The sequence below is a fragment of the Streptomyces sp. R-74717 genome, assembly GCF_047305335.1.
Lineage (GTDB): Bacteria > Actinomycetota > Actinomycetes > Streptomycetales > Streptomycetaceae > Streptomyces > Streptomyces atratus.
This window is the reverse complement of sequence record NZ_CP102361.1, coordinates 6,925,716-6,943,163: the sequence shown is the minus strand read 5'-3', so window position 1 is coordinate 6,943,163 and position 17,448 is coordinate 6,925,716. Positions and strand designations below refer to the sequence as shown.

The window sequence follows — 17,448 nt, the reverse complement described above, 5'->3', positions numbered from 1 at the left end:
GGACGCCGTCAGGGCGCCTCGAGATGACGAAGGAGCCGTTGGCAATGTCGCTTCAGGCTGCGCAGAACAAGTCCGCCGCATCCCCCGCGGGTGCCCCCACCGACAGCAGCAAGGCGCTGTACGGGGGCAAGAGCACCCGCCGCATCTCCATCCATGACATCGCCGCCGCCACCGAGCGCGGTGAGAAGTGGCCCATGCTCACCGCCTACGACGCGATGACCGCGTCCGTCTTCGACGAGGCCGGTATCCCGGTCATGCTCGTCGGCGACTCCATGGGCAACTGTCACCTCGGTTACGAGACCACCGTGCCCGTCACGATGGACGAGATCGCCATCCTTTCCGCCGCTGTCGTACGGGGCACCAAGCGCGCCCTGATCGTCGCCGACCTGCCCTTCGGGGCGTACCAGGAAGGGCCCGTCCAGGCCCTGCGCAACGCAACCCGGCTGATCAAGGAGTCCGGCGTCGGTGCGGTCAAGCTGGAGGGCGGTGAGCGCAGCCACGAGCAGATCCGGCTGCTGGTCGACGCCGGCATCCCGGTCATGGCCCACATCGGCCTGACCCCGCAGTCCGTCAACGCGATGGGATACCGGGTGCAGGGCCGCGGCGAGGAGGCGGCCCAGCAGCTGCTGCGCGACGCCAAGGCCGTGCAGGACGCGGGCGCGTTCGCCGTCGTCCTGGAGCTCGTACCGGCCGAGCTGGCCGCCGAGGTCACCCGCACCCTGCACATCCCGACCGTCGGTATCGGCGCCGGTCCCGACACGGACGCCCAGGTGCTGGTCTACACCGACATGGTCGGGCTGACCGGCGGCAAGGTGCCGCGCTTCACCAAGCAGTACGCGAACCTGCGCAAGGTGCTCGGTGACGCGGCCAAGGAGTTCGCCGACGAGGTCGCGGGAGGCAGCTTCCCGGCCCCTGAGCACACCTTCCACTAGTTCCACCCGGGCCTGATCCGGAGGAAAGGCCCGGGGCAGGGCTACTGCCCGCACCACCGACAGCCCGCCGACATCCCCCATCGGCGGGCTGTCGGCCTGTTGTCGGTGGACTGTCGGTGGCGCCTGGTCCCATGGTGGACATGACGCGAATCGACAAGAACCCCAGGAGCGGCCCGAACGCCGTCGAGGTCCGGGGGCTGGTCAAGCACTACGGCTCGACCAGGGCTCTGGACGGCGTGGACCTCGATGTCCGCGAGGGCACCGTGCTCGGTGTGCTCGGCCCCAACGGCGCCGGCAAGACCACGCTCGTACGCTGCCTGTCCACCCTGATCATCCCCGATGCCGGACACGCCACCGTGGCGGGCTACGACGTGGTGAAGCAGCCCCGGCAGCTGCGCCGCACCATCGGTCTGACCGGGCAGTACGCCTCGGTCGACGAGAAGCTCTCCGGCTGGGAGAACCTCTACATGATCGGGCGGCTGCTCGACCTGCCGCGCAAGACCGCCCGGTCCCGGGCCGACGAGCTCCTGGAGCGGTTCTCCCTCACCGAAGCGGCCAAGCGTGCCGCGATGGACTACTCCGGCGGCATGCGGCGCCGGCTCGACCTGGCCGCCTCGATGATCGGCAGCCCGGCCGTCCTCTATCTGGACGAGCCGACGACGGGGCTCGACCCCCGGACCCGTAATGAGGTCTGGGACGAAGTGCAGCGGATGGTCGCGGAGGGGGCGACGGTCCTGCTCACCACCCAGTACATGGAAGAGGCCGAGCAGCTCGCCAACGAGCTGACCGTCATCGACAAGGGCAGGATCATCGCCCGCGGCGGGGTGAACGAGCTCAAGGCGAAGGTCGGCGGCCGCACCCTGCAGATCCGGCCCTCGGACCCGGCGCAGCTGCCCGCGATGGCGCAGGCGATCCGGGAGGCCGGTCTGGACGGGGTCGCGGGCGCGCAGGCCGTCCCGGACGAGGGACTGCTGTACGTGCCGATCCTCAGCGACGAGCAGCTGACCGCCGTCATCGGCCTGCTCGGCACCCGGGGCTTCTCGCTGGCGCATGTCGCCACCGCACTGCCCAGCCTGGACGAAGTCTTCCTGGCCATCACCGGCGAGAAGTCCGCTTCCGCCGCCGCTTCGATCCCCGAGGAGGTCGCGGCATGAGCACAGCGACTCTGACGCCCACCCCCACCGAGACCGCACCGGCGAAGGCACTCCACGACGAGGGCCGGATCGGACTGCGGGCCAATCTGCGGCACATCGGGGCGCTGGCACGGCGCAATGTCCTCCAGATCAAGAAGGATCCGGAGTCGATGTTCGATGTGCTCCTGATGCCGATCGTCTTCACGCTGCTGTTCGTGTACGTGTTCGGCGGTTCGGTCGGCGGCAGCATGGGCGGCGGCCGGCAGGAGTATCTGAACTATCTGGTCCCCGGCCTGATGGCGATGATGGGCATGAACATCGCCATGGCGGTCGGCACCGGTGTCAACGACGACTTCCGCAAGGGAGTCATGGACCGGTTCCGGACGATGCCGATCGCCCGTTCCTCGGTCCTCATCGCGAAGATCGCGGTCGAGCTCGGCCGGATGATGGTCGCCACGCTGATCCTGCTGGGCATGGGCTTCGCGCTCGGCATGGAGCTGCAGACCTCGGTGTTCGGACTGATCGAGGCGGTCGCGCTGTCGGCGGTGTTCAGCGCCGCCATCATGTGGATCTTCATCCTGCTCGGGCTGGCCATGAAGACGGCCCAGGCGGTTCAGGGAATGGGGATGCTCGTGCTGATGCCGCTCCAGTTCGGCTCCTCGATCTTCGCCCCTACCAAGACGATGCCCGGCTGGCTCCAGACGTTCACCGATTACAACCCGCTGTCCAATCTGGCGGACGCGGTGCGCGGTCTGATGATGGGCGGCCCGATCGCCCACTCGGTGTGGGTGACGCTCGGCTGGGCAGTGGCGATCACCGCGGTGACGGCTCCGCTCGCGGTCGCCAAGTTCCGCAAGAAGTCCTGAGACGCGGTCCGACGCCGGTCGGTACCGGTGCCCGTGCCGGTGTCGGTGTCGGTGTCGGTGTCGGTGTCGGTGTCGGTGTCGGTGTCGGTGTCGGTGTCGGTGTCGGTACGCGGTCGGCCGGTGGTCGGCGCCGGTACGTACGCGGCCGGCCGGTGGTCCGGGCCGCGGTTCACTCCCGGTACGCGTCGACGAGGGCGGTGGCCTCCTCCAGGGAGAGGCCACCGCCCTCGGCGTACGCGGCGTCGTAGGCGGCCCGGCCGAGAACGGCGACGGCCAGTTCCTCCGTTCTGGCGTAGTCGTCCCGCTCCATCGACGTCGGCACATGCCCCCGGGGCAGCAGCTGCCGGCCGGCCCCCAGCAGCCGGGCCGCGAGCGTGGCCCGTCGCTCGCCACCGATGCCGGCCAACGCCCGTGCGAGGGTGACGAGATGGATGACGGACATCTGGGGTGCCACCATCTGCGACAGCGGGTCGCGGGACCGCGCCAGCGCTTCCAGCCCCCGGGACAGGGCCTCGGCGTACCGTCCGTCCTCGTTGTCCAGCCAGGCCAGCCCGCCCATCACGAACCCCTCGAAGATCGCCATGGTCTCGGAACGGAACTCCTCTCGCAGCAAGGCCAGTTGATCGCGTGCCTCGCTCGTACTGCCACTGCGGCCCAGCCACAGCGCGAGCTGGAGCCGGGCGATGGGCCTCGCCTCGTGCCCCGTCCCGTGGTCCTCGGCGATCACCTCACGGAGGATCTTCTCGCCCTCGTCGCCCCGGCCCATTTCGGTGAGGACGGACGCGTATCTGGCGCGCAGGACCGCGACCTGGGACTGGGCGCCGAGCCGCTCCGCGTAGCCGATAGCCGCCCGGAAGTCGTCGGCCGCGCGGGGGTAGTCGCCCCGTCTCTCGTTGGCCTCGCCGCGGGAGGAGAGCGCTTCGGCGACACCCCAGTCGTCGCCGAGCCGGCTGAAGATCTCCAGGCTCTCGTCCGCGTCCGCCCGCGCGTCGCCCGCCCATTCGGCACGGTTGGCCAGCACGTTCGCCCGCATCTGGAGGGCCCCGGCCAGCTCCCACTCGTAGCCGTACTCGCGACTGGCGCGGACCGTTTCGTCCAGCAGTTCCCGCAGATCACCGGGCTCCCCGGTGAGCATGACAGCGAAAAGCCAGAGCGACGCGGGGGTGCGGCAGGTCTGCGGCTGGCCCGCCCGGTAGGTGTCCGCGATGACGCGCAGCCGGGCCATGCCCTTCTCGTCGGCCCACATGTCCTTGGAGTGGTCCATGCTGACCAGCCGGACCAGGGCCACCTGGCGCCGCGCCTCCTGGAGCAGTTCGGGCGACATGGGCGGCGGCGCGTCGGTGCAGCGTTCGTGGAGGGACGGCACGGGCTCGGCGGGCGGCGCGAAGGGGTCGGGTCCCAGCGCGGCGGTCGCGTCGGCCCACTGCAGGGCGTCGGTGCGCAGATCGCGCATCTGCCAGTACCAGGACAGCGAGAGCACCATGCACAGCGCCTCCTGCTCGTCGCGGGCGGCGACGGCGCGGCGCAGGGCGGTGCGGATGTTCTCGTACTCGCGCTGCAGGAGGTCGATGGCAGACCGCTGTCCGGCGCCGCGGAGTCCGGGGTCCGTGGTACGGGCCAGCTCCCGGAAGTACACGAGGTGGCGGCGCTCCACGGTGTCCCGCTCCCCGGCCCCGTCGAGCCGTTCGGCGGCGTATTCACCGACGGTCTCCAGCAGCCGGTAGCGCATCTCGCCGTCGTCGGCGGGCGCGGCGACGACGAGGGACTTGTCGACGAGCGAGCCGAGCAGCCCGGCGACCTCGAGCGCGTCCTGCGGCCCGTCCGCGCAGACGGCCTCGGCCGCGGCCAGGGTGGAGCCGCCGGCGAAGACCGACAGTCGGCGCAGGACGGCGCGTTCGGAGGCGTCGAGGAGGTCCCAGGACCAGTCGACGACGGCGCGCAGGGTCTGCTGACGGGGCAGCACGGTACGGGCCCCGCTGGTGAGCAGGCGGAACCGGTCGTCGAGCCGGTCGGCGATCTGGCGCGGGGTGAGCATCCGCAGCCGGGCTGCGGCGAGTTCGATGGCGAGCGGCAGTCCGTCGAGGCGGCGGCAGATTTCGGCGGCGGCAGCCGCGGTCTCCTCGTCCGCGTCGATCCGGAAGCCGGGCTTCGCGGCGGCGCCGCGGTCGGCGAGCAGCCGTAGCGCCATCGGGTCGGGCAGCGGGTCGACGGGTCGGACGAACTCGCCCGGTACCCCGAGGGGTTCACGGCTGGTCGCGAGCACGGTGACGTCCGGGCAGTGGGCGAGCAGATGGTCGGCGAGGGCGGCGGCGGCCCCGACGAGGTGCTCGCAGTTGTCCAGGAGCAGCAGCATGCGGCGCCGGGAGCAGTGCTCGGTGAGGCGTACGAGGGGGTCGCCCACGTTCCCCTCGGCTACCCGGAGTTCCTCGGCGCCCGCTCTGCGCAGCACGGTCTCGCGGGCGCCGAGCGCGGTCAGTACGGCCTCCGGTACGGCCTCGGGGTCGTCGACGGGGGCGAGTTCGGCCAGCCAGACGCCGTCCGGCCAGGCGGGCCCGACGGATTCGGCGGCCTCCTGGGAGAGCCGGGTCTTGCCCGCGCCACCGGGGCCCAGGAGGGTGACGAGCCGGGCGTGCGAGAGGTCCTCGCGCAGGGCCTCTATGTCGTCCTCGCGCCCGACGAAGCTGGTGAGCCTGGCCCGGAGATTTCCCTGCGGGGCGGTGGAGGTTCGGGTACGGGAGGGCCGGTGCGGCTCGGCCGCAGCTGCCGCCGCGACCGGTTGCGCCGGGTCCTGGCGGAGCAGCTCCGCGTGCAGGGAGCGCAGTTCGGCTCCGGGGTCGGTGCCGAGGCGGTCGGCGAGCACGGTGCGCACCTCGTCGTAGGCGGCCAGCGCCTGTGCCGTGCGCCCGGCATCGCGCAGGGCCCGCAGCCGCAGCGCCTGGAGGGGTTCGTCGATCGGGTGCTCGGCGCAGAGCGCGACCAGTTCGGGCAGGGCCTCGTCCGCGTGGCCGAGCGCGAGGGCCGCGGCGAGCCTGCTGCGGCGGGCGTCCAGGCGCCGGGCCGCCCAGCGGGCCGCGACGGCGCCGCGATCGGGCAGATCGGCCAGGGCAGGTCCGCGCCACAGGGCGAGCGCGTCGTCGAGCACGGCCTGGGCCTTCGCCGCGTCGCCCTCCTCCAGCGCCCGCGCCCCCTCCCCCGCGAGCCGCTCGAAGCGGTACAGGTCGACCGCGTCCGGCTCGGCGGCGAGCCGGTAGCCGCCCTCCGCGGAGGTGATCGCGGCATGGCCGAGGGCCCGCCGGAGACGGCCGACGAGTGCCTGCAGGGCGCCCACCGCATCGGCCGGCGGGTCGCCGTCCCACACCTCGTCGACGAGCACGGCGGCCGGAACGGTGCGGCCGGGACGCAGAGCGAGGACGGAGAGCAGGGCGCGCAGCCGCGCCCCGCCGATGGCGACGGCCGTGCCGTCGCCGCGGAGCGCCTGGGTCGTCCCGAGGATGCAGTAGCGCACGCGCCTATTCTCCGTGACCGGGATCGGGAAGTGGACACGCGTACGGCCGTCCCGTGTTCGCTGTGTGCCGGGATCGTTCGTCATGCTCCCACCCTTCACGGAACCACCGCCCGGACGCGAGACGTTTGTGACGTGTCGCCTGTACGGTCGCTCTCGCCGACCGCCGCCCCGTCCCTCTTCCGGCCAGCCACCAGGAGTTCGCCGATGACCACCGCAGCAGCCCGCAGCGACCGGCGGATCAGCCCGGTCTTCCTCGGGATCGTCGCCGTGACGGCGGTATCGGGCTGGGCGGTGTGGACGGACTTCGCGCAGCGGCCCGGAATCCCGCTCTTCCTGTTCGTGACGGCGGCCTGGGTGGTGTCGCTCTGTCTGCATGAGTACGCGCATGCCCGTACCGCGCTCCACAGCGGGGACATCTCCATCGGGTCGAAGGGCTATCTGACCCTGAATCCGCTGAAGTACACCCATGCGCTGCTGAGCATCGTGCTGCCGGTGCTGTTCGTGATCATGGGCGGTATCGGTCTGCCCGGTGGTGCGGTCTTCATCGAGCGGGGCCGGATCAGCGGGCGCTGGAAGCACAGCCTGATCTCTGCGGCCGGACCGCTGACGAATGTGCTGTTCGCGTTTGTCTGCACGGCGCCGTTCTGGCTGCACGCGCTGGACGGCGTCCCGGTCGTCTTCCAGTACGCGCTGGGCTTCCTGGCACTGCTCCAGGTCACCGCGGCGATCCTCAACTTCGTCCCGGTCCCGGGGCTGGACGGTTACGGAGTGATCGAGCCCTGGCTCTCGTACCGGATCCGACGGCAGGCCGAGCCGTTCGCCCCGTTCGGGCTGATCGCGGTCTTCGGCATCCTGTGGATCCCCGAGGTCAACCACGCGTTCTTCGACGCGATCCACGCCCTGCTGCGGACACTGGGCATCAGCGAGTTCACGACGTACTGCGGTTTCGACGCCTACCGCTTCTGGCAAACGGCCGACCCGGTCTGCGCGCCCAGTCTCTAACCGGCGGTCTGTGCACGCTGCCGGCGCAGGTAGAACCACGCCATGTTGGACGAGAGCCCGGTCAGCAGCACCCAGACGATCCCGAGCCAGCTGCCCTGGACGAACGAGATCACGGCCGCGACGACGGCCAGGACGCAGACGGCGATGGCGTAGAGAGCGAGGCGGGGCATGGGGGGCGGCTCCTGTCCGGGGTGATGCACGGTCCCGTCCAGTGTCCCCCATGCCCCTTTCCGCTCGCCGCAGGGTGCGCCGGGAACGTGTCCGGCTCAGACGTCGGTGGTACGCAGACCCGCGTGCGCCTTGTAGCGGCGGTTGACCGAGATCAGGTTGGCGACCAGCGACTCGACCTGGTGGGCGTTGCGCAGCCGCCCGGCGAAGATGCCGCGCATGCCGGGAATCCGGCCCGCCAGCGCCTGTACCAGGTCGGTGTCGGCGCGGGCCTCGCCCAGCACCAGCACATCGGTGTCGATCTCCTCGACGGCCTCGTCCTGAAGAAGCACCGCCGAGAGGTGATGGAAGGCGGCGGTGACCCGGGACTCCGGCAGCAGGGCGGCGGCCTGCTCGGCGGCGCTGCCCTCCTCGGGCTTCAGGGCGTAGGCGCCCTTCTTGTCGAAGCCGAGCGGGTTGACGCAGTCGATGACGAGCTTGCCCGCGAGCTCGTCGCGCAGCGAATCCAGAGTCTTGGCGTGGCCGTCCCACGGCACGGCGACGATCACGACGTCGCTGCGCCGGGCGCACTCGGCGTTGTCCGCGCCCTCGACGCCGTGGCCCAGCTCGTCGGCGGCAGTCTGTGCGCGGTCGGCGGCACGGGAGCCGATGATCACTTTCTGCCCGGCGCGGGCGAACCGGTAGGCGAGCCCGCGGCCCTGCGGTCCGGTGCCGCCGAGAACGCCGACGGTCAGCCCGGACACATCGGGAAGGTCCCACGGGTCCTTGGCGGGGGGCTTGGGTGCACTGCCACTGTCATTCGTAGTCATGGCCTCGACACTACTGCCCGCGATGGGGAGGAACGCTCCGTCGTCGGCCGCTCGATCCGGATCGCTCCACAGTGCCCGTTCGCATGGTTCCGCCCTCGTTCGCCGGTCGCGGGGCCCGGCCTTGCGGCATGATGCCGGGCCATGGATGCCGTACGCGTCGCCCTGCTGCGTGAAGTGCTCGCCGGGACCGAGTGGCCCGCGGCGGCCCGGCGGTTCGCCAGGGCGCTCAGGTCGTCCGTCGTCCCGCACGGCGGCGGGCTGCTGCTGGTGGGGACCGCGGTGTACGAGCCGTGGCATCTGGCGGCCCATCTGGTCGACGAGTCGACCTGGTCCGGGCTGCCCGAGCTGACGCCGACCCTGGTACGCCACCGGGTGGAGCCGGGCGATCCGGCGCATCTGGCCGTCGGTCTGTGCAGGATCGAGGCTGCCGGACGGGGCGAGACGCTGCTCCTGGTGGCCCCGGAGCGGCCCGGCGACGGGCTGCTGGAGCGGGTGCACGACGCCCGCCGGGCCGGGGCGACGGTGCTCTCGCTGGACGACGGCGACCCGGAGATGCGGGGGCTCGCCCACGAGACGCTCGCGGTGACCGGCAGCGACGATGTCGATCTGGACACCGTGCAGCATCTGGTGAGCGCGGCGGCCGGGGAGAACAGCGTCCCCGCGCCGCGCGGCCGCCACCGCTTCCGGGACCGGCTGTCCCGGCTCGCCGACCGGCTGACGGCGTCACCACCGGCCCGGTGGTGAGAAGTCCGGGGTGCCGCGGCGGGTGCGGCCGGCCGCCCCGGCCGCCGCGAAAATCTGTTGCAGAAGGCACCTACGGCGCCGGACGATGAGCCCTCGTGACCTCAGCTCCCTCCCCGGCCGCCCGGCTCTCCGCTCTGCTGCCCGATCTCTCGCCCCTGCGCTCCTCGGCCGACTTCCGGCTGCTGTGGATCCAGGGCCTGGTGACCTACTTCGGCAGCTTCATGGCGCTGATCGCGCTGCCGCTCCAGATCAAGGAGCTGACGGGTTCGCCGCTGGCCGTCGGTGCGATGGGTGCGGTAGAGCTGGTGCCGCTGGTCGTCTTCGGTCTGTACGGCGGCGCGCTCGCGGACTCCGCGGATCGCCGCAAGGTGATCCTGGGCACCGAGGCGGGGCTGGGGCTGCTCGCCCTCGTACTCCTGGTGAACGCCGCGCTGCCCGACCCGATGCTCTGGCCGCTGTATCTGGTCGCGGGCGGGGTCTCCGCGCTCGCCGGGCTCCAGCGGCCCGCGCTGGATTCGCTGATGGCCCGGATCGTGCCGCACGACCAGCTGACCGCGGCCGCCGCACTGAACTCGCTGCGCTGGCAGTTCGGCGCGATCACCGGCCCGGCGGTGGCAGGACTGGTGGTGGCCTACGCCGGGCACGCCACGGCATACACGGTCACGGTGGTCACGTTCACCGTCTCCGTGCTCCTGTGTCTGCGACTGGCGCCCGCGCCGCCCGCCCCGGACAGCCGGAAGCCGTCGCTGCGCGGCATTGCCGAGGGGGCGAGGTATGCCTGGAGCCGCCCGGTGCTGCTGGGGACGTACGCGGTCGATCTGGCGGCGATGTTCTTCGCCTTCCCGAACACGATCTTCCCGTTCCTCGCGGACGAGCTGGATGCCGAGTGGTCGCTGGGCCTGATGTACGCGGCGGGGTCGGTCGGCTCGCTGGTCCTGGGCCTGACCAGCGGCTGGACGTCACGGGTACGGCGGCACGGGCTGTTCGTCGTGTTCGGGGCGGCGGCCTGGGGGCTGGCGATCGCGGCGGCCGGGTGGTTCAGCAATGTGTGGCTGGTGCTGGTCTGCCTGGCGGTGGCGGGCGCGGGGGACATGCTCAGCGGTCTGGGCCGCTCCACGATCTGGAACCAGACCATCCCGGAGGAGCTGCGAGGCCGGCTGGCGGGCATCGAGGTGCTCTCGTACAGCGTCGGCCCGCAGCTGGGCCAGGTGCGGGCCGGTGCGATGGCGGGCTGGACGGGGACCCGCTCCGCGATCTGGAGCGGGGGTGTGGCATGCGTGGCCTCGGTCGCGCTGCTCACCGCAGCGCTGCCGAAGCTGCTGACGTACGACTCCGAGACGGACGAGGACGCGGTACGCAGGCGCGCGGCCAGAGAGTCCGGCCCCGTCGGCGTGTGAGGAGCGGCGTCCGGGGGCGTAGCCCCCGGCCGGAGCCCCCCGGTCATGCCTCCGGGTCGGGCGGCGTGGCCCGGTCATGCCACTTGGGGTCCGTCTCCCACTCAAGATTCCGCTCCTGCACCGTCTGCATCGCGTGCTCCGCCTCCTCGCGGGAGGCATACGGCCCGAAACGGTCCTTGGCCGGGCACTCGGGGCCCTCCTCGACCTTCTGATGCTGCAGGCAGTAGTACCACTCGCCCGGCTTGCCGACCGTGCGCTTCTTGAACAGGGCCATCATCGGCTCCTTCCCTCGGGGCCATGCTGCCCCAAGCACGCTGGTTAGACTCGCTGACATGTCTGGCCAGTCGCTGCTCGTACCCGGGGAGATCACTCCCATCCGTTCCGTACCCGGAAACATCCGGCGCCCCGAATACGTGGGCAAGCCGGCCCCCACCCCGTACACCGGACCGGAGATCCAGGACGCCGACACCATCGAGCGCATGCGCATCGCGGGGCGGATCGCCGCGCAGGCGATGGCGGAGGCCGCGAAGCACATCGCCCCGGGCGTCACGACGGACGAACTCGACCGGGTCGCGCATGAGTTCATGTGCGATCACGGCGCCTATCCGTCGACGCTCGGCTACCGCGGATTTCCCAAGTCGCTCTGTTCCTCGCTCAACGAGGTGATCTGCCACGGCATCCCGGACTCCACTGTGCTGCGCGACGGCGACATCGTGAACCTCGACGTCACGGCGTACATCAACGGTGTGCACGGCGACAACAACGCCACGTACCTCTGCGGCGACGTGGACGAGGAGTCCCGGCTGCTCGTGGAGCGCACCGAGGAGTCGCTGAACCGGGCCATCAAGGCGGTCCGGCCGGGCCGGCAGGTCAATGTGATCGGTCGGGTCATCGAGTCGTACGCGAAGCGTTTCGGGTACGGGGTGGTGCGGGACTTCACCGGGCACGGGATCAATTCCTCGTTCCACTCCGGTCTGATCATTCCGCACTACGACAGCCCGCGCGCGACCACTGTGATGCAGCCCGGGATGACGTTCACCATCGAGCCGATGCTGACGCTGGGCAGCCATGACTACGACATGTGGGACGACGGCTGGACCGTGGTGACGAAGGACCGCAAGCGCACCGCTCAGTTCGAGCACACGCTGGTGGTGACGGAGACGGGCGCCGAGATCCTGACGCTCCCGTAAACATGTAGACAGCTCCCTGCGAAAGCGGCCGCCCCCGGGCGGCCGCTTTCGCGTGCTCCCCCGCTGCTCCCGCCGCGGCCGCTGCGCCCGCTGCGCCCGCGTAGAAGCGGAACCGGGCGTATCGTTTTTACCGACAGCCCGTCGGGAAGCTGTGAGGTGTTCCCGCTCAGCGCTTAGCGCGGTGGCGGTGCGGGAGAAGGGTGCGACCGGGGTCGGTCGGTCGGCCCGGTGCTCCGTGCCGCTCTGCCCTCAATCGCCGGAAGCGCTTGACCGGAACGCCAACGTGACGCGGCCCCCGATCTCCACCGTGCCGTCCGGCGCGGGTGCTGTGAGGATCTGGGAGCCGCGTCCTTGTGTGATGTTGAGGGCGCGGCCGAGCCGGTCGCTGAGCAGCAGGGCCGCCGCCCCCGTCGCCTCGTCCTCCACGATGTTGTCGTTGCGCCGCGGGAACGCCCGCGCCCTGACCCGGCCCGCCGCCTCGTCCTCCCAGGCCCATACGTACAGCCAGCCCTCGCCCGGTGGCGGCCCGGTCAGCGCATCGACCTCGGCGACGGATGCGTACTGCTCCAGCCTGCGCGGCGGCGCCCACTCGGGGCGGGCGGTGATCCAGGTGAACTCCCCGTCCTGACGGGCGAAGATCTCCCCGACCGGCAGCTCCAGGATCTCCAGATCGAGCAGCCATGCGGTGCCGACGAGCGGATGCCCGGCGAAGGGGAGGCGGAGTCCCGGGGTGTAGATGTCGACGTGCCCGCGCTCGGGGTCGTCGACGAACACGGTCTCGCTGAAGCCGAGCCGGCGGGCCAGCTCCTGCCGGGACGCCTCGTCGGGGTACGTACGCCCGTCACGTACGACCCCGAGGGCGTTGCCGTGCCGGCCGTCGGGGCCGCAGAACACGCGCAGTACGTCGATGCCTGCGGGTACGTCGAAGTCGCTGTCGCTCACTCGGGCATTCAAACACCGCCCGGGTGACGGCCGTACAACTGGGCAGCCCTCGGGCGGTGGTGCCGGGCGGTGCGGACGGATCAGGCGGTACGAAGACGAATGGCAATCACGGCTCCGGCACCGGTCGCCACGACAACACGCGCCGGGGAAGCGGTCGTCGTCGTTCTGCACGATCTGGAGGTGTTCCCGCATCCGCGGACCGGGGCGCCCCTCGTCGCATCGACAAGAACTACTTGACCATCGCTTGACCTTTCCATGAGCCTCCCATGGACCACTTGTGATCACCTCGTGCCCCCATCGCGCAGGTGAGAGCTGAATCACTGCACAGGAGGGTATCGGTGAGGCAAGCCTCGGCTAAGTTAGGCCTGCCTCACCCGTCTTTGTCCGACCTTCTCCTGCTTCTCCTTCATCCTCTGTGGAGCCCGTATGCGAGCCGTTCGTTCCTCCGTCGTCACCGCTGCCGCCACTGTGGTAGCCCTGACCGCCGTCACGGGCTGCGCGCAGAAGAGCGACGGCAAGGGCGACGGAGCCGTACAGGTCGTCGCGAAGGACGACTCCTGCGAGGTCTCCAAGAAGAAGCTGCCGGCCGGCCACGTCGAACTGGCCGTGCAGAACAAGGGCTCGAAGGTCACCGAGGTCTACGTCCTGTTCCCGGACGATCGCATCGTCGCCGAGCGCGAGAACATCGGCCCCGGCACCAAGGCCACCATCACGGCCGAGATCAAGGCCGGTTCGTACGAGATCGCCTGCAAGCCCGGCATGAAGGGCAACGGCATCCGGCAGAAGATCGAGGTCACCGGCGCCAACGCGGCCAAGCGCAGCCCCGAGATGGACAAGGCCGTCGCCGACTACCGCACGTACGTCCAGGCCCAGGCCGACGAGACGCTCCCGAAGGCCAAGGCCTTCACGGACGCCGTCGCCGCCGGTGACATCGAGGCCGCCAAGAAGGTCTACGCCCAATCCCGTCTCGGCTGGGAGCGCACCGAGCCGGTCGCCGAGTCCTTCGGCGACATCGACCCGAAGGTCGACATCCGCGAGGACGGCCTGGAGGACGGCCAGAAGTGGACGGGCTGGCACCGCCTGGAGAAGGCGCTGTGGCAGGACAAGAAGCTGGGCGCCGAGGAGAAGGCCCTCGCACCGGTCCTCTACAAGGACCTGCTCGACTGGCAGAAGCGGGTCGGCACGGCGGAGATCACCCCGACCTCCATGGCCAACGGCGCCAAGGAACTCCTCGACGAGGTCGCGACCGGCAAGGTCACCGGCGAGGAAGAGCGCTACAGCCACACCGACCTGATCGACTTCAAGGGCAACGTCGAGGGCGCGGAGAAGTCCTACGAGCTGCTGAAGCCGATCGCGTCGAAGAACGACCCGGCGCTGACGGCGTCCCTGGACAAGCAGTTCGCGGCGCTGAACACGCTGCTGGACAAGTACCGCAAGGACAAGACCTCCTACGAGTTCACCTCGTACGAGAAGGTCGGCAAGGCGGACCGCAAGGAGCTTTCGGACGCCGTCAACGCACTGGCCGAGCCGCTGTCCAAGCTCGCCGCCGCGGTGACGAAGTAACGAGCGGGGAGACTTCGGGATGTCGCAGGAGACGCAGAACACCGCCGCGGACGACGCCGGGGCAACCGCCGCCGAGACCGGTGGCCGTGCCCCGTCCCGACGGGCGCTGCTCGGCTGGGGCGGCGCCGGTCTTGCGCTGGGCGCGGTCGCGGCCGGTGGCGCGGTCGCCGCGGTGCGTACGGAGAGCGACGCGGTGCCGGCCGCGGACAGCGGTGCGGCCGTGCCGTTCCACGGTCCGCACCAGGCGGGTATCGCCACCGCCGTACAGGACAGGCTGCACTTCGCCGCGTTCGACGTGACGACGAAGGACCGCGCCGAGCTGATCGCGCTGCTCAAGGAGTGGACGCGGGCGGCGGAGCGGATGACGGCCGGTCACGCGGTCGGCGACGGCGCCTACGGCGGTCTCGCACAGGCTCCGCCGGACGACACGGGCGAGGCGCTGGGGCTCAAGCCGTCCCGGCTCACGCTCACCATCGGCTTCGGGCCCTCGCTCTTCGCCAAGGGCCGGTTCGGCCTGGAGGACAAGCGTCCCGAGGCGCTCGTCGATCTGCCGAAGTTCCCCGGCGACAACCTCGACGCGGCCCGCAGCGGCGGCGATCTCTGCGTCCAGGCGTGTGCGGACGACCCGCAGGTCGCGGTGCACGCCATCCGCAACCTCGCCAGGATCGGCATGGGCCGCACCGCGATCCGCTGGTCCCAGCTGGGCTTCGGCAAGACGTCCTCGACGACGCCCGATGCCCAGACCCCTCGCAACATGATGGGCTTCAAGGACGGCACCCGGAACGTCTCCGGTACCGACACCGCCGCCCTCGACAAGCATGTGTGGGTCGGCGAGAAGGACAAGGCGGGCTGGATGACCGGGGGTTCGTACCTGGTGGCCCGGCGCATCCGGATGCACATCGAGACCTGGGACCGCGCCCCGCTCCAGGAGCAGGAGGACGTCTTCGGCCGGGACAAGGGCGAGGGCGCCCCGGTCGGCAGGTCCAAGGAGCGCGACGAGCCGTTCCTGAAGGCGATGCTGCCGACCGCGCATGTGCGGCTCGCCCACCCGGACAGCAACGACGGTGCGACGATCCTGCGCCGCGGCTACTCCTTCACCGACGGTACGGACGGCCTCGGCCGGCTCGACGCCGGGCTGTTCTTCCTCGCCTACCAGCGCGATGTCCGCAAGGCATTCATTCCGCTGCAGCGCCGCCTCGCGGCGCACGACGCACTCAACGAGTACATCCAGCACGTGGGTTCGGCGCACTTCGCCGTCCCGCCGGGCGTCCGTGACAAGGACGACTGGTGGGGCCGGGCGCTGTTCTCGTAGAGGGACTCGAAGCGGAAACAAGGAGAACCGAAACGTGTTCAGCAACTTTCTGATCGGCCTGCGCGAAGGCCTTGAGGCCAGCCTGGTCGTCTGCATCCTCATCGCCTATCTGGTGAAGACCGGCAACAAGAACAAACTGGTGCCGATCTGGATCGGCGTCGGTATCGCGATCGTCGTCAGCCTGGCGTTCGGTGCCGGCCTCGAATTCGGTTCGCAGGAGATGACGTTCAAGGCCCAGGAGGCGCTCGGCGGTTCGCTGTCGATCGTCTCGGTCGGTCTGGTCACCTGGATGGTCTTCTGGATGCGGCGCACCGCGCGGCATCTGAAGACGGAGCTGCACGGCAAGCTCGACGCGGCACTCGCGATGGGCACCGGCGCGCTGGTCGCCACGGCGCTCCTCGCGGTGGGCCGGGAGGGCCTGGAGACCTCGCTGTTCGTGTGGCGCGCGGTCCATGCGGCGGACGACGGCTGGCACCCGATGATCGGCGCGTTCCTCGGTATCGCGGCCGCCGTCGTACTGGGCTGGCTGTTCTACCGCGGTGCGCTGAAGATCAATCTGTCGAAGTTCTTCACCTGGACGGGTGGCATGCTGGTGATCGTCGCCGCGGGCGTGCTCGCGTACGGCGTCCATGACCTGCAGGAAGCCGAGTTCCTGGGCGGTATCCACAACAAGGCGTTCGACATCAGCGCCACGATTCCGCCGGACAGCTGGTACGGCACGCTGCTGAAGGGCACGTTCAACTTCCAGCCCGACCCGACCGTTCTTCAGATCACGGTGTGGGCGCTGTATCTGATCCCCACCCTCGCGCTGTTCCTCGCCCCGGTAGGGTTCGGACGGTCAGTGGGGGCGACGGATCAGAAGGCGCAGAAAGCAACGGATGAGAAGCCTGAGGCCGATTCGGCTGGCGACGGGGCTCGCGACGGCGACGGTGCTGTCCATGACGGCGAGCGGGTGCGTGACGGTGCACGGCGAGCTGGAAGTGGTGCGGGCGGCAACCAGGGCTGAGGCCGCACAGGCCCTGAAGGCATTCACCACCGCGTACAACGCGGCGGACAAGGCCTACGACCCGGCTCTGGACGCGGACCGGGTCACGGGCCCCCTCGGTGCGATCAATCAAGCCGGGCTGAAGGCACGGCAGAAGAACAATCCGGACGGCAATGCGAACCACACGCCGTTGGAGCTGACCGACGCCAGGTATCTCATCCCGAAGAAGGCCGGCTGGCCGCGATGGTTCCTCGCGGACACCGACTCCAACCGCGACGAGGACAGCGGAAAGCTGGACACCCGCTGGCTGCTCGTCTTCGTCAAGTCCGGGCCGGACGCGGGGTGGAAGACCTCCTATCTGTCGGTCGTCGCACCGTCCCAGCTGCCCGGCTTCGCGAAGGACAGCGACGGCCTGGCCGAGCCGGTGGCCTCGGACAGCTCCGAACTGGCCGTGGCGCCGGAGGACTTGGGCACCCAGTACACGGAGTACCTGCAGAAGGGCACCCCGGACGTCTTCGCCCCCGGCACCGCCACTTCGGGCTGGCGGGACGCTCGCCGCACCACCCGTCGGGCGGGCTTCTCGTACCAGTACATCGACCAGCCGCTGGACAGCGCTACGTTCGCCCCGCTCGGCCTGAAGACGGACGACGGCGGGGCGCTGGTCTTCTTCAGCAGCAAGCACTTCGAACGGCAGACCGCGGCAAAGGGCCTGCGTCCGCCGCTCAACGCGGATGTGGAGGCGCTGCTGACCGGTGAGGTGAAGTCCACCCTCACCAAGGAGCGGGTCTCCAGCCAGCTGGTGTTCGTTCCGAAGAAGGGCTCCGGGGACGGCAAGGTGGTCATGCTGAACCGGCTGCCGGGCCTGACGGCGGCGAAGGGGTCGTGACCGGGGCAGAATCA

The 17,448-nt window shown here is 70.5% G+C and carries 16 protein-coding genes; 11 read left to right on the top strand and 5 right to left on the bottom strand.

The window, feature by feature from the left end:
• Window positions 1-44 precede the first annotated feature (44 nt).
• The 3 genes from panB to NRF20_RS31850 all read left to right on the top strand — a co-directional run bounded on the left by panB (window position 45) and on the right by NRF20_RS31850 (window position 2,931).
• Entirely contained in the window at window positions 45-932 is an 888-nt protein-coding gene (gene panB, locus NRF20_RS31860) for a 3-methyl-2-oxobutanoate hydroxymethyltransferase (RefSeq protein ID WP_413753746.1), read from the top strand.
• 131 nt (window positions 933-1,063) lie between these two features.
• Window positions 1,064-2,086 carry an ATP-binding cassette domain-containing protein gene (locus tag NRF20_RS31855; RefSeq protein WP_398631461.1) on the top strand — a complete coding sequence of 341 codons (1,023 nt, stop codon included), beginning with the start codon at window positions 1,064-1,066 and terminating at the stop codon, window positions 2,084-2,086.
• Window positions 2,083-2,931, top strand: coding sequence for an ABC transporter permease (locus NRF20_RS31850; protein ID WP_398631460.1), 849 nt, complete (start codon window positions 2,083-2,085; stop codon window positions 2,929-2,931). The genes NRF20_RS31855 and NRF20_RS31850 overlap by 4 nt, the downstream gene beginning before the upstream one ends.
• 169 nt (window positions 2,932-3,100) lie before the next feature.
• Here the strand turns inward: NRF20_RS31850 and NRF20_RS31845 are convergent, their stop codons facing one another.
• Window positions 3,101-6,436: a BTAD domain-containing putative transcriptional regulator gene (locus NRF20_RS31845; RefSeq protein WP_398631459.1), complete on the bottom strand. Its 3,336-nt coding sequence runs from the start codon at window positions 6,434-6,436 to the stop codon at window positions 3,101-3,103.
• A gap of 204 nt (window positions 6,437-6,640) precedes the next feature.
• Here NRF20_RS31845 and NRF20_RS31840 point away from each other — a divergent pair, with 204 nt between their 5' ends.
• Complete coding sequence (locus tag NRF20_RS31840) at window positions 6,641-7,438, top strand: site-2 protease family protein (protein ID WP_413753745.1); 798 nt, start codon at window positions 6,641-6,643, stop codon at window positions 7,436-7,438.
• On the opposite strand, the gene NRF20_RS31835 is transcribed toward NRF20_RS31840, so the two are convergent.
• Window positions 7,435-7,608 (bottom strand): hypothetical protein, encoded by a 174-nt coding sequence (locus NRF20_RS31835; RefSeq protein ID WP_398631458.1) that lies wholly within the window; start codon window positions 7,606-7,608, stop codon window positions 7,435-7,437. The two genes, NRF20_RS31840 and NRF20_RS31835, sit on opposite strands and share 4 nt — an antisense overlap.
• A gap of 96 nt (window positions 7,609-7,704) precedes the next feature.
• The gene (npdG, locus tag NRF20_RS31830) at window positions 7,705-8,415 is read right to left on the bottom strand and encodes an NADPH-dependent F420 reductase (protein ID WP_413753744.1); all 711 of its coding nucleotides are present in this window, start codon (window positions 8,413-8,415) and stop codon (window positions 7,705-7,707) included.
• A gap of 141 nt (window positions 8,416-8,556) precedes the next feature.
• On the opposite strand from npdG, the gene NRF20_RS31825 reads away from it, so the two are divergent.
• Both NRF20_RS31825 and NRF20_RS31820 read left to right on the top strand, forming a co-directional pair.
• Window positions 8,557-9,159, top strand: a complete 603-nt coding sequence (locus tag NRF20_RS31825) for a hypothetical protein (protein ID WP_398631456.1) — start codon at window positions 8,557-8,559, stop codon at window positions 9,157-9,159.
• A 95-nt stretch (window positions 9,160-9,254) separates the two neighbouring features.
• The gene (locus NRF20_RS31820; RefSeq protein WP_398631455.1) at window positions 9,255-10,556 is read left to right on the top strand and encodes an MFS transporter; all 1,302 of its coding nucleotides are present in this window, start codon (window positions 9,255-9,257) and stop codon (window positions 10,554-10,556) included.
• Window positions 10,557-10,599: 43 nt separating this feature from the next.
• On the opposite strand, the gene NRF20_RS31815 is transcribed toward NRF20_RS31820, so the two are convergent.
• Window positions 10,600-10,830, bottom strand: a complete 231-nt coding sequence (locus NRF20_RS31815) for a hypothetical protein (RefSeq protein ID WP_398631454.1) — start codon at window positions 10,828-10,830, stop codon at window positions 10,600-10,602.
• Window positions 10,831-10,888: 58 nt separating this feature from the next.
• On the opposite strand from NRF20_RS31815, the gene map reads away from it, so the two are divergent.
• On the top strand, window positions 10,889-11,746 hold the full coding sequence (gene map, locus NRF20_RS31810; RefSeq protein WP_189277516.1) for a type I methionyl aminopeptidase: 858 nt from the start codon (window positions 10,889-10,891) through the stop codon (window positions 11,744-11,746).
• A 249-nt stretch (window positions 11,747-11,995) separates the two neighbouring features.
• On the opposite strand, the gene NRF20_RS31805 is transcribed toward map, so the two are convergent.
• Window positions 11,996-12,688 carry a PhzF family phenazine biosynthesis protein gene (locus tag NRF20_RS31805; protein WP_398631453.1) on the bottom strand — a complete coding sequence of 231 codons (693 nt, stop codon included), beginning with the start codon at window positions 12,686-12,688 and terminating at the stop codon, window positions 11,996-11,998.
• A gap of 426 nt (window positions 12,689-13,114) precedes the next feature.
• Between NRF20_RS31805 and efeO the strand changes: the two genes are divergently transcribed.
• The 4 genes from efeO to NRF20_RS31785 are packed head-to-tail and all read left to right on the top strand — an operon-like array spanning window position 13,115 to window position 17,434.
• Complete coding sequence (gene efeO, locus NRF20_RS31800; RefSeq protein WP_398631452.1) at window positions 13,115-14,251, top strand: iron uptake system protein EfeO; 1,137 nt, start codon at window positions 13,115-13,117, stop codon at window positions 14,249-14,251.
• Window positions 14,252-14,270: 19 nt separating this feature from the next.
• Complete coding sequence (gene efeB / locus NRF20_RS31795; protein ID WP_398631451.1) at window positions 14,271-15,563, top strand: iron uptake transporter deferrochelatase/peroxidase subunit; 1,293 nt, start codon at window positions 14,271-14,273, stop codon at window positions 15,561-15,563.
• Window positions 15,564-15,597: 34 nt separating this feature from the next.
• Entirely contained in the window at window positions 15,598-16,569 is a 972-nt protein-coding gene (efeU, locus tag NRF20_RS31790) for an iron uptake transporter permease EfeU (RefSeq protein ID WP_398631450.1), read from the top strand.
• Window positions 16,502-17,434, top strand: a complete 933-nt coding sequence (locus NRF20_RS31785) for a hypothetical protein (protein WP_398631449.1) — start codon at window positions 16,502-16,504, stop codon at window positions 17,432-17,434. The genes efeU and NRF20_RS31785 overlap by 68 nt, the downstream gene beginning before the upstream one ends.
• The last annotated feature ends 14 nt before the right edge of the window (window positions 17,435-17,448 follow it).